Source organism: Pseudoalteromonas sp. (assembly GCF_041629635.1).
In the GTDB taxonomy this organism is placed as follows: Bacteria; Pseudomonadota; Gammaproteobacteria; order Enterobacterales; family Alteromonadaceae; genus Pseudoalteromonas.
Genome location: NZ_JBFKMX010000031.1, coordinates 1 through 11,855 on the forward strand (window position 1 = coordinate 1; position 11,855 = coordinate 11,855).

At 37.4% G+C, this 11,855-nt stretch carries 9 protein-coding genes; 4 read left to right on the forward strand and 5 right to left on the reverse strand.

Annotation, left to right across the window (positions count from 1 at the left end; all coding sequences use genetic code 11):
* Positions 1 to 184 precede the first annotated feature (184 nt).
* The gene (locus ABYD77_RS06765) at positions 185 to 1,465 is read left to right on the forward strand and encodes a YncE family protein (RefSeq protein ID WP_372768264.1); all 1,281 of its coding nucleotides are present in this window, start codon (positions 185 to 187) and stop codon (positions 1,463 to 1,465) included.
* A 118-nt stretch (positions 1,466 to 1,583) separates the two neighbouring features.
* Here ABYD77_RS06765 and ABYD77_RS06770 read toward each other — a convergent pair whose 3' ends face one another.
* Positions 1,584 to 2,918 (reverse strand): FG-GAP repeat domain-containing protein, encoded by a 1,335-nt coding sequence (locus ABYD77_RS06770; protein WP_372768266.1) that lies wholly within the window; start codon positions 2,916 to 2,918, stop codon positions 1,584 to 1,586.
* Positions 2,919 to 3,035: 117 nt separating this feature from the next.
* On the opposite strand from ABYD77_RS06770, the gene ABYD77_RS06775 reads away from it, so the two are divergent.
* Positions 3,036 to 5,015, forward strand: coding sequence for a transcriptional regulator (locus tag ABYD77_RS06775; RefSeq protein ID WP_372768268.1), 1,980 nt, complete (start codon positions 3,036 to 3,038; stop codon positions 5,013 to 5,015).
* A gap of 107 nt (positions 5,016 to 5,122) precedes the next feature.
* On the opposite strand, the gene pepT is transcribed toward ABYD77_RS06775, so the two are convergent.
* Both pepT and ABYD77_RS06785 read right to left on the reverse strand, forming a co-directional pair.
* A complete protein-coding gene (gene pepT, locus ABYD77_RS06780; RefSeq protein WP_372768270.1) occupies positions 5,123 to 6,454 on the reverse strand; it encodes a peptidase T in 1,332 nt (443 codons plus the stop codon).
* A gap of 14 nt (positions 6,455 to 6,468) precedes the next feature.
* Positions 6,469 to 7,518: an ornithine cyclodeaminase gene (locus tag ABYD77_RS06785; RefSeq protein WP_372768272.1), complete on the reverse strand. Its 1,050-nt coding sequence runs from the start codon at positions 7,516 to 7,518 to the stop codon at positions 6,469 to 6,471.
* Between the two features lie 140 nt (positions 7,519 to 7,658).
* On the opposite strand from ABYD77_RS06785, the gene ABYD77_RS06790 reads away from it, so the two are divergent.
* The gene (locus tag ABYD77_RS06790) at positions 7,659 to 8,090 is read left to right on the forward strand and encodes an Lrp/AsnC family transcriptional regulator (RefSeq protein WP_372768274.1); all 432 of its coding nucleotides are present in this window, start codon (positions 7,659 to 7,661) and stop codon (positions 8,088 to 8,090) included.
* A 151-nt stretch (positions 8,091 to 8,241) separates the two neighbouring features.
* On the opposite strand, the gene ABYD77_RS06795 is transcribed toward ABYD77_RS06790, so the two are convergent.
* Both ABYD77_RS06795 and ABYD77_RS06800 read right to left on the reverse strand, forming a co-directional pair.
* A complete protein-coding gene (locus ABYD77_RS06795) occupies positions 8,242 to 8,763 on the reverse strand; it encodes a GrpB family protein (RefSeq protein ID WP_372768276.1) in 522 nt (173 codons plus the stop codon).
* A gap of 544 nt (positions 8,764 to 9,307) precedes the next feature.
* The gene (locus ABYD77_RS06800) at positions 9,308 to 10,180 is read right to left on the reverse strand and encodes an AraC family transcriptional regulator (protein ID WP_372768278.1); all 873 of its coding nucleotides are present in this window, start codon (positions 10,178 to 10,180) and stop codon (positions 9,308 to 9,310) included.
* Positions 10,181 to 10,605: 425 nt separating this feature from the next.
* Between ABYD77_RS06800 and ABYD77_RS06805 the strand changes: the two genes are divergently transcribed.
* A complete protein-coding gene (locus ABYD77_RS06805) occupies positions 10,606 to 11,850 on the forward strand; it encodes an MFS transporter (RefSeq protein ID WP_372768280.1) in 1,245 nt (414 codons plus the stop codon).
* Positions 11,851 to 11,855 lie beyond the last annotated feature (5 nt).

Consider the following 11,855-nt stretch of genomic DNA (forward strand, 5'->3'; position numbering starts at 1 on the left):
ACCTTGCACCCGTATTTTACATCTTTTACAACATTTAATTCATACAACACATTCACCTTTAAAAACCTGCCTACTTATTCAATAAAAGACAACATATTTTGAATCTGAGCAAATACTGCTTGCACAGTATTGTTATAATATAACACGATTAAAATGTTACTTTATAACATTACAAGGATTAAACATGATTCGTAAAGCGCTTGCCAGTGCAGTATTACTTTCTCTATTAAGCGCCTGTGGTTCTGATAAGCATGCAGTGGTAAATAATACGCCAGTAGTTGATACTCCTTCACAGCCGCATCAACCGCTTGAGCTACCAGAAGGTCGGCTTGCTTATAGCTCACCCAACTCAAATGAAGTTCATATTTTTGACTTAGCAACAAAGCAGGTAATCAATAGTTTCCCACTAACAAATGCACCATCGGCTCTTTATACAAGTCCCAATGGCCGTTATGTTGTTGCCATTCAAAGAAACGAAAGCCTTGTTGAATTTATTGATGGCGGAGTTTACCTTGAAGAACACGGTGATCATTATGACCTACATGACGACGCACCAACAACGAACTCTTTTGAATTACTAGACGTAAAACCAACCCATTACGTTCCAGTCGGCGAACAAGCTCTGGTATTTTTTGATGGCGATAAAGATGCTTCAGCCGATGCAGGTTTTGCCATTATTTCAGATGAAAGCATAAGCGAGACACGCATTATTGCTGAACATCATTATGAAACGTATCAACACGGCACAGGCCAAATTCGCGATAACTTTGTACTGGCCACGATTCGCGATGTAAATAGTGAGACTTCTTTACCTGAATCAATCGGGTTATTTGAAATGCATAACGATCATTTTCACCAAGAACAAACATTTGAGCATCTTTGCCCTGCGCTTCATGGTAGTTTCCAAACCGAAGATTACATTGCCTTTGCATGTAGCGATGGCGTTGTAAAAATTAAACAAGACGGTGAGTTGTTTACTTCAAGCAAGATTGTAAACCCTACAACTATGCCTCAAGGCGTTAGAGTTGGTAAGTTTATTGGTAGTAAAAAGACTAATACAATTTTGGGATTGTCTCGCGCTGGCGTATTTTCGGTTAATTTAACTACTGACGAGATAAAGCCATTTCAGTGGCAGACTGAGGGTATTACCAATTATATGGCCTATGCAACAAGCGGCAGTAATGAAGCTGTTTTAGTGTTAGATGAAGCCGGTTTTCTCAATGTGTTTGAACAGGAAAACCAGTGGCAACTGGCTCATCGTTTCCAAATAATTAACAACCCTAATTTAGAGAAAAAAGCTAAATTAATCGCAAATAAAGCACATAATCTTATGTATTTAGTTTATGACAATACAATTTCAAAAATCGATTTAGATGCTCAAACAGTAACTGAAATTATGTCTGTTAGTGAAGGTATTAATCAACTGACTTGGGTAGGCGCTTTTGCAGAAGAGCACGACCATTAACTTTTTTTAAAACTCACTTTGGTTTCCCATTAAAGTGAACTTCATGCCGGCAACGCTACATTGCCGGCATTTTTTAGTTATTCATTGTCTTAAATCCATATTCAAGGGATATTTTCTACTAAAGAATCACTCTCTGACGAATAATACCGAAACCAAGTAGGATCAACATCAAATAAGAAAATGTTCCCCCGCTACTTTCGCTTGTTTTTTCTTTTACTGGCTCACTTGGCGATGGGTTAGAACTTGTGCTGAAATTTGCAGTCAGTTCAATACTTGTGCCTTTTAAAACACCACATTCTACGTAACTTTCAGCTGTATGATAAAAGAAGTTATTTGTATTGAATTGCCCAGTTGCAATATCTTGATAGCCATCATTATTAAAATCGCTCACGGATACAGCTGTTAAGCCATCTTCACCCTTACCAATTTCAACAGCATTACTATAACTTCCGTTTAAGTTGTATATAATGCGTAAACTATATGGCCCATAGTGTGCTGTCACTATGTCCATATCGCCATCATCATCGACATCTGCAAATCCCACACCGTATGGTGCATTACTCTCATCAACTACAATGCCTGAAAACCCATTTGACGCACGATATAAAGACACATCACCTGTGTCGATTTCTGCTGATACGATTGTCAAACCATGCTCTTCATCAATATAACTATCTAATGTAACAGCCGCTTTATTTGCTATAACCTGTTTCTTTTTGTAGCCGTCGGCCAATTTTTCGTAAATCGCAATCTCTTGATTTTGAATTGAATTAACTAGTTTAAATAAATCGCCGGATCTATCAGCCGAAAAGCTCGACATAATCAATTCAGCAGAACCATCATGATTTATGTCAGCTGCGCTTATGGCGTAAGGGATAGTATTTGAGATTTTAATAATCTCTGATTCAACTAATTGTCCCGCGCCATCATTGCTATAAACACGAAGCTGTTTAGCACCATACTCTGCTACCAATAAATCCAAAAAGCCATCTTCATTCATATCATAGGTTGCCATCGCTGAGGGATAATTTAATGAAGAGACGAAGCTACTCGAATTAAATGTGCCATTACCTTGGTTTTGATATTTAATAATTTGCCCTCTAAAAAGGCTAATTCCTAGTAAATCACTATTACCATCGTTGTCTATATCGAGTGTTGTAAGGGTTTTAGCACCGCCGCTAGCGTTGCCGATAGATGATCTAGTGGTACTCGTTTTGATACCTTGACCAAAGTCACAATGCTGGCCGCTCCAATGTGAAAAACTACCACCTGAATTCGCACTTGGAGAAAGCATCACACTATTATTTTCAGTACTTATGGTGCAGCTGCCAGTACACGTTTCATCACCATATTTAACATTACCATTACCTGTAACCTCTAAAGTTATTTGGTTTGCAAGCGCACTCAAAGGCAAATTAACTAATATTGCAATTGCACAGATATTTTTTTTCATTTTATTCTCCTAAAGGTCCAACCTTAAGCAAAATACCTATTCCAACTTCTCAATTGCAATTGAGAAGTTATCTCGATACTATTTGAAAGTTATCTTATTTATTTTCAGAAGGTTACAGTGAGATATTTTTATATAGGAAAGTTTAAAATTGAACCTGAAAAGAATAAGGTAAGTTTACCTAAAGCCGAATTTCGCCTAGAACCTCGGGTGATGGCTATATTATGTTATTTGGTCGAACACTCAGGTCAGGTGCTCACTAAAGATAAAATTTTAACGGCACTTTGGCCGAATCAAACCCTAGAACCTGAGCTCGTCACAAAAGCTGTTTTCGAAATTAGAAAGATACTTAACGATAATCCTAAATCGCCTCAATTTATCGAAACCATTCCTCGAAAAGGCTATGTATTTATAGGCAGAATAGAATCAAAAACGCGCAAACTGAAAATATCCAGCCTTTTGCTAGTAGGTATATTTATCTGTGCATTGATTTTGTTGTTTCTACACAAAAATGCGCAGCAAAGTGAGATTAACTTAGTTAACTTAACAACTAAAAAGACCATACGACATAGTAGCGATGGGGAAATCGGTTCGATAAGCGTAAATAACCGTGACCAACTTTTGTTTACTCACAAAGAACACGCTTTGTCTAAACTTTACCTACACGATAATAAAACGCTTAATAACACCTTGCTTGAAACACACCCATCTAAAATAAAAGGCCTATTTTCATCAGGTGACAGTGATTATATTATTAATTGTGATGACGCTTGTTCTGTTGTTAAGCGCAGCAAGAACAGTGTCACACCTCTAATAACACTGAATGAGAGGATTGTTAAATTAAGCGTTTCTCCCAATGAAAAGTGGCTGGCATTACAAACCACCAAATACAATAGACATAATGTTGTGTTAATTTCGTTGCAAGAAAAAGATCACAAATTTTTCTACCTGCCTCATGACGGCAGTGAAAAACACCCGATATTTGCCAACAATGAGAGCCTGTATTACATATCACAAACAGCGGACAGAAAGACTTATTTAGCCAGCTACAATATCGTTTCAGGTAAAACAACAACTAAGCCATTACCGATTGATAGAGTTGGCAGTCTATCTCTTTATAGTGGTTCAAAGTTTGTTATCTCTGGACGTTACAAAGGGCAGTATGCTTTATGGCTAATGGCTTTAGATTCTTTGTCATTGTCAGTTTTAGCTAACATTGATCCGCAGCAGAAAGTGACTGGAGTTGCGGTGGATACTAAAAACAAGACAATTCATTACGCCATTCAAAATCGCCCTATCACTATACAAAGTAAAGGCGCATTATCAATTAAAATTGAGCACCCAAGCCTCAATCTTGATGGTCTATACCTTGCCAATAGTAATGACTTTATTTTTAGCTCAAATCGCTCAGGAAGCTACGAAGTTTGGTTAGAGTCAGATGGTCAACAATCAAAACTAACTGAAATTAGTGCAAGCTATATTCATACGATTAAAGTTGATAACACAGAAAACCTGATTGCTATTAGTTATACCAAAGACAAAACCAAACATATTGCGATTTACTCTTTATTAAACAATACAATAATGTCGGATATAACAATAAAGAACGATAGCTATTTACTCAATTTTAATCACACATCTACGCATTTATTTATCAGTCAACGCGCAACCCGTAACTATGATTTAGTGAGTTTAAATATCGAGAATGAAACACAATCTAAACTAGCTCTAAATGCAGGAATTACTGCGATAAGTGACCAAGATGGGGTTTATTTTTATTCATTTAACAAGCACGCTTTGGTCTATCAAACTCACTTAGGCAAAACTATTACCCTTTTTGATTTTTCAGATAAAGCGCTAAATATCAGAGCTAATAGTATCAAACTTACAACAAACGGATTTTTTTATTTAAGTAAAATTGATACGAACCAAGTGATTAGTTTTTACGACTTCGACTTAAAAATATCAAAGCCACTTTTTATGCTCAACCATAGTCAATTTGTTACTGATTTTGGGTTTATTGATTCAAACCCCTATATCATTTTTGATGAAGATAAAGATGTAACGAGTCAAATAATCAGCCTTGAAGTAATTAATTAACCCCGACGCAATAGCGTTTTTAAACATTTAATAAATCTGATCGTTATCTTAGATAAGTAGTTAGCCGGCAATAAAAAAGCCGACTAACTAGTTCAAAAGCGGAATATTTAGTGCTTTTCACTCTCTCTTTTGGCATTTTCAACAAATACTTGGCTGAGCTGGAAAAGTGTTTCTGCGGTGCCTTCTAGCCCTTTACGGCTGTTAAACTCCAACTTACTATGAAAGTTATGACCGCCCGTGAATATATCAGGACTTGGTAACCCCATAAACGATAAACTTGAGCCATCTGTCCCCCATCTTGCCGCAGTTTGTTTGGGTGTTATGCCAGCACGTACGGTTGCTTGCATTGCATAATCAACTAAATAGGGATGTTGTTTTATCACCTCATGCATATTTTGATAGTTATCAGTTATTTGTACTTTTATCTCTGTATTTGGGAAGTCTTTTTGAGTTTTTGACGCTAAATCGTGAATGAGCTCTGATTTTTTATCCAAATCAGTCAATTTAAAGTCCCTTAGCAATATTTCAATTTCAGCACTACTTACAGCTAAATTTGCTTTTTCTAGGTGAATAAAACCTGTCCGACCATCTGTTTCTTCTGCCCTTTGAGATACTGGTAAACGGGTAATAAAACTTGCGGCAGCGTATCCCGCATTGATCATCGCTCCTTTTGCCTTTCCGGTATGAGCATTTTGACCAATAAATTCAACTTTTACCTCACGCGCATGCCATGTTTCATTTGTAATATTACCTAAAGCACCGCCGTCTACTGTATACGCAACATCTGCGGGGAAATTAGCCACATCAAATTTCTCGATACCCATACTGGTTTCTTCATCGGGAGTAAATGCAATGGCAATATCGCCGTGAATTATTTCAGGGTTTTTCTGTAATCTGGCAACCAAATCCATAATGGCAGCTATGCCCGCTTTATCATCAGAGCCCAAGAGTGTTGTGCCATCAGCGGTGATGATGTCATCACCAATCAGTGTATTTAACACTGGATTTGCTGCTACACGGATCACTTGCTTTGGATCTGCCGGCAATACAATGTCACCTCCTTGGTAATTACGATGCACAATTGGTTTAACGTTATTTCCAGAAATACCAGGTGAAGTATCTAAATGTGCTATTAAGCCAAACGGTTGAATATTTAAGCCTTCAGCTTTGCTATTTGCAGGTAATAAAGCATAAACAAAACCAAATTCGCTCATACGAACATCTTTCACACCCAGTTCGCGTAATTCTTGTGTTAACTGTTTTGCAAACTCAATTTGATTGGTTGAGGTAGGCACTGTAGTGCTCGTGTCATCCGATTGCGTATTAATTTGAACATAACGAATAAAGCGTGCCATTACAGATTTATCAGCAGTTGACGCTGCAAACAATAATTGGCAATTAAATGCTAAAAGCATTAAAAGTAAAGCTGAATACTTCATAAAAACACCAATATTTAAGCACATACTGATGCATTGTTTATTGCACCTGATGTATTGATTAAGCCAAATAAATCCTTCGGATTTGACAGGGATGGAACAAGCTCTACACGCTCACCAATCTCAAATTGAGTTGCTAAATCATAGAGGTATCGTAATGTTGAGAAATCCTCCAAAGCAAAACCAACTGAATCAAAGATAGTTATTTGTTGTAAATTGTCACGCCCTTTACTTTTTCCAGCGATCACTTGCCAAATTGCATTTACAGGATGCTCAGGTGGTAATTGTTGAATATCACCTTCAACACGAGTTTGCGGTTCATGTTCTACAAATATCTTGCCCAATGTTAACAGCTCAGCACTTATTTCTGTTTTTCCAGGACAATCTCCTCCCACCCCATTAATATGAACACCTGGTGAGACCATATCTGCAGTCAGAATCGTGGCATAATTTTTATCCGCAGTTACCGTTGTAATAATATCTGCGCCTTGACAACAATGCTCAGCGTTCTTACAACGTATTACAGTAAGTTTTGGATATTGCTTTAGGTGTAGCTCTAACTTATCCATTGCTTTTGAATCAATGTCAAAAATACGTAGCGTGTTCACACCCATTAAGCAATGGAATGCTATCGCTTGAAATTCACTTTGAGCACCACTGCCAATCATCGCCATCACATCGACTTTTGGTTTCGCTAATGCTTTTGCCGCCATAACAGACGTAACCGCGGTTCGAATGGCTGTTGCCAATGTTAATTCACTCAATAATAATGGATAACCGCTAGCTACATCAGCGAAAGCGCCAAAAGCCATTACAGTGGAATACCCATTTTTTGGATTATTGGGATGCCCATTAACGTATTTGAATGAATACTGATGTTGATCTGCGATTGGCATTAACTCAATAACGCCTTCAGAACTATGTGCAGCTGTTCTTGCTGACTTATCAAATTGTTCCCATTTCTTAAAATCACTTTGCATATAGTCAAGTAACTGTTGCATAAAGTTAGGCAACCCAACTTTGCTAATTAAGTTAGTTAAGGTATTAACATCTATAAATAAAGTCATAGTCCACTCAAGTTTTTAATTAAAGTATGTTGTAACTTTAGCGAGTAGCATTGCCAATAGATAGCCAATAAACTGTACAATTTGAGCCATATACTATACATATTGTTTTATACCAATTTTCTTTTTGTAAGTTCTTAGTTATGGACACAAAATTTGATGAGAAAGATAAACAGCTTATCTCTTTACTTAGACAAAACGCTCGCACCCCTGTAGTCACTCTTGCTAAAGCGTTAAATGTCTCTCGTGCGACGGTGCAAAATCGGCTAGATCGCCTAGAACAACACGGCATTATTTTAGGGTATACCGTAAAATTAAAGCCTGAAATTGAGCTTGACCCAATTAGGTTGTTGATGAATATTTCTCTAGAAGCAAAAGACGAACCCCAAGTGATTAAAAAGCTTCATGCTTACCCACAAGTTATCGTTATTCATCATACAAGCGGGCACTGGGATCTGATTGCGGAAATTCGAACCGATACCTTGTCTTCTCTTAACAAGTTGTTAGGTGAAATTCGTTTAATTCATGGCATTATAAAAACAGAAACCAACCTGTTATTAGACAGCACCTTTTAATAAGGGCTAAGTTTCGCCAATAGCAATATACAACCAGAGCTGATTTTGAATTTTGAATTTTGAATTTTGAATTTTGAATTTTGAATTTTGAAAGAAACTTGCTCTTAACAACATAAAAAAAAGCACTTTTTAAATCACCCTTTGGCATTTTTTACACAATACGCTTCAAGATTTCTTTGACAAAGGGTGATTTGGCTTTGCCGTAATCATCTTGTACGGTTATACCTTCTGCCAGTACTTTGCGTTTTTGCGCTTCGTAAGCTGCTCTGTCATCTGGGTTATTTAGCATATGCTCTTTGTAAGTGACTTGCTTTTTATGCTCTTCACTCTCTTTTTCAATCACATGCATATGTACATTAAACACTTCATTGTTATATAAAACGGCTATATCTTTTCGTGGTCGAGTAGCTGGGAAGGGGTTTTCGCTATGTTGGTCAACAAAGCCAAAGCTTTTAAGATAAGCGACGGCATCTTGCAAATGGCCAGTTTGATATAAAATCGAAATATCAATAATGCCTTTGCCTGCCACTTTAAAAGACGAGGAGCCAAAGTGGAGAAAATCAAAGCGTTCGTCTGCAAGTTCAGCCATTACTGCCTCGGCAACATCTAAAAACACTGCTCGCCAAGGGTTAAAGCTTGCAGGTACCAAACTGTAGTTACAAAACGATATCATTTGAAAGCCAATCTATAGTTTTGCTAAATAGTAACTGTTTGTTTAGCCAACTTAAATCTGAATTAGTTTATTGTGAAATAATTTGTACCAGAACAACTAACAATATTGCGAATCATTATCACTTGATCTAAAATTGTCATCACTAAGTACATAGCTTATTCGCTAGATACTTAATAAATAACAATAAACGTGCGCTTTTTATGATGGCAATTAAACGCCCATAGTTTCAGCCAACTTAAAAAGTTAAACGGATTCCCCTGGTATGTTAGTAATGTTTGACCAATTTTGGTCATTTTCCCTACTTAGTTAACCTGAGCTCGGGATAATAAATTACTTTCTAGCAGCTACTTTTACTTATTACTGCGTTAAATTTGTTTGCAATAGGCTCGCTATTGACGCACAAATTTGCCTTGTACTAAGAAAAACTATCAAGCTAGAAGGTATGAAATAACATAGCTCATATATTTCAAGTATTTAGTTAACTTCTTAACCCGAGTTCAAGTTAAGTTAACACACTTAAGGGCACGAAAGTGCCCTGTTTTTCCTAGCTGATTAAGTTATGATTGATTAACTGCTGGCGAAATTTGCGCGGTGTGCAACCTTTAATCGCTAAAAATCGCCGATTAAAGTTAGACACATTATTAAAACCACATTGATCACTTATTACCGAAATCGGTGACGTGCTAGTGACAAGCAGTTTGCATGCTTTACCAATACGTAAGCGATTAATAAACTCTGTTAGCGTTGTTTCAGTGCGTTGTTTAAAATACCGATGAAAATGGTTAGTCGACATATGGGCAAGCTCGGCAAGCTGATCGGCATATAAGCTTTCGGTGTAATGCGCATAAATAAATTCAATGACCTGATTTAATTTTCCATTGTCTTTTTCCATTTGTTTGCCAAAGGCAAACATCGGGGAAGATAATGTCTGTTGTTCACAATCTTGCTGCATCACACTTAGTAGTTCTAACAATAAAATTAAACGCTGAGTTACACTGGCATTTTCCATTTGTTCAAACAGTGTTTTAGCACTCGATGCACATACCTCGGAAAACTTAATGCCTTTTAAGGAGCGCGCCAAAAGCGACATCATACCTTGTAGTTCTTTATGATCTCGCACTAACTTATCAAGCCATTTTACTGGTATTTGCGCCACATACACAATTTGCTCGGTTCCGTCTTTATTGCTTTCAGACTGCCATGTATGTGGAAGATTCGGCCCAACAAATACCAAATCTAAATCGCCGTATTCTTCAATATGATCACCAATATGGCGCATACCTTTGCTGTTTAAGGTTAAGCAGATTTCATATTCAGGGTGATAATGCCAACTAAATGGCATGTATGGCATCAGGTATTTATGATACCGCCATGACGCATCTGTTGGGGTTATGACTTTTTCACAAAAAGCACGCATCTTTGTTCACTATTCCCGACAAGTTATTAAAAGACATTTCAACAGAATCCACGCCTTCAATTGATACGATTCAACTTAGTTTTGATATTTTCCTATTGTAAAAAGTGTATTTAAGTATCGCTATAAGCGAAAAGTCGCAGATGTTTTGCATTCTTTTTCGCCATATTCCGGTATAACAAATCAGCGTATTGATTGAAAAGTATTATTAATAAATAGAAAAATACCGCTAACAAGCTAAATATCTTGGCAGACTAGAAAAGTTTACTGTCTATAAGGTATTTCCCCCTAAGAAATTGCTAAATCAGGCATGTGAACACGAGGTGGTAGCAATTCCCCTTGTTTTTGTCTGCCCGTCAAAATCAAATTTTTGCTATCACCTCACCACTTGGGCGAACTAACAAAACAACAATAATTAGGAATAAATTATGAAAGCCTATCCAGTCGTGCTCTTGGTACTAATTACTTTTTTTGTGATTTCGTTTGTCACAAATTTACTTGGTCCCATCTTTCCTGCGTTAATTGAGAGTTACCAAATTGGGCTTTTACTTGCGGGGTTCTTCCCATTTGCTTTTTTTGCCGCCTACGGCTTAATGTCTATTCCGGCTGGCTTAATTGCGCAGCAAAAAGGTGAAAAATTTGTCATCTTATTAGCTTTTTTGCTCGCTGCTATCGGCGCTGTATTATTTGTGCTATTGCCGAGTTTTGCCATGGCGATGTTTGCACTTTTTACCATAGGTAGCGCGATGGCTCTTTTGCAAGTTGCCATTAATCCATTGCTTAGACGTGCTGGCGGCGAGCAACATTTCGCTGCATTTTCGGTGGCTGCACAGCTTCTTTTTGGCGCGGCGGCAACCTTATCGCCTATCGTTTACAGTAGTTTGGTGGCTCATATTCAGACTGGTAGTGAACTTGGTAAACAGTTAAGTTTATTTACTCAGCCAAATAAAGGTTGGCTAATTATGTACGCTTTATTTGCTTTAATAAGTATTGTGATGCTGCTTGTTACATCATTTATGACTATTCCCAAAGAGCAGCAATCATCGCAAACACTTCGTTTAAGCGATTCACTTGCCCTTTTTAAAGACAAAACCGTGGTGTTATTTTTTATAGCCATCGCTTGTTATGTCGGTTTAGAGCAAGGCATTGCCAACTCAATTTCAGTATTTCTGGCAACCTACCATGGTGTTGACCCAATGACACAGGGCACTGACGTGGTAAGTCAGTTTTGGTTACTGCTTACCATAGGTTGCATTTTAGGTTTAGCTTTACTTAAAGTGATGGATGCTAAATTAGTGCTTAAATTGTTTTCAGTTGGTGCGGCATGCTCGTTGGTTTTCGCTATTTTTGGTTCAAAAGAAATTGCCTTAATAGCCTTCCCTGCATCGGGTTTCTTTTTATCAATTATGTGGTCGGTGATTTTCTCTTTAGGTCTTAATTCTATTGTCAAAGGTCACAGTGCAGTATCTGGAATTTTGTGTACAGGTATTGTTGGCGGTGCTTTGGCATCACCAATTATTGGCTTTATTGCCGAACTTTCAGGTTATTTGCGCATTTCATTACTTGTGCTGTTTATTCCGCTTGGTTTTATTCTAAGCGTCAGTTTCTGGGCAAAACCACTGGTAAAAAACCACACCATTCAACTTATTAAAAAACGCGAAGCACTGGATTAAATAGC

Coding starts and splice junctions, on each gene's coding strand:
- ABYD77_RS06765 (WP_372768264.1), top strand. CDS start 185: ATGATTCGTAAAGCGCTTGCCAGTGCAGTATTACTTTCTCTATTAAGC.
- ABYD77_RS06770 (WP_372768266.1), bottom strand. CDS start 2,918: ATGAAAAAAAATATCTGTGCAATTGCAATATTAGTTAATTTGCCTTTG.
- pepT (WP_372768270.1), bottom strand. CDS start 6,454: ATGAAGTATTCAGCTTTACTTTTAATGCTTTTAGCATTTAATTGCCAA.
- ABYD77_RS06785 (WP_372768272.1), bottom strand. CDS start 7,518: ATGACTTTATTTATAGATGTTAATACCTTAACTAACTTAATTAGCAAA.
- ABYD77_RS06790 (WP_372768274.1), top strand. CDS start 7,659: ATGGACACAAAATTTGATGAGAAAGATAAACAGCTTATCTCTTTACTT.
- ABYD77_RS06795 (WP_372768276.1), bottom strand. CDS start 8,763: ATGATATCGTTTTGTAACTACAGTTTGGTACCTGCAAGCTTTAACCCT.
- ABYD77_RS06800 (WP_372768278.1), bottom strand. CDS start 10,180: ATGCGTGCTTTTTGTGAAAAAGTCATAACCCCAACAGATGCGTCATGG.
- ABYD77_RS06805 (WP_372768280.1), top strand. CDS start 10,606: ATGAAAGCCTATCCAGTCGTGCTCTTGGTACTAATTACTTTTTTTGTG.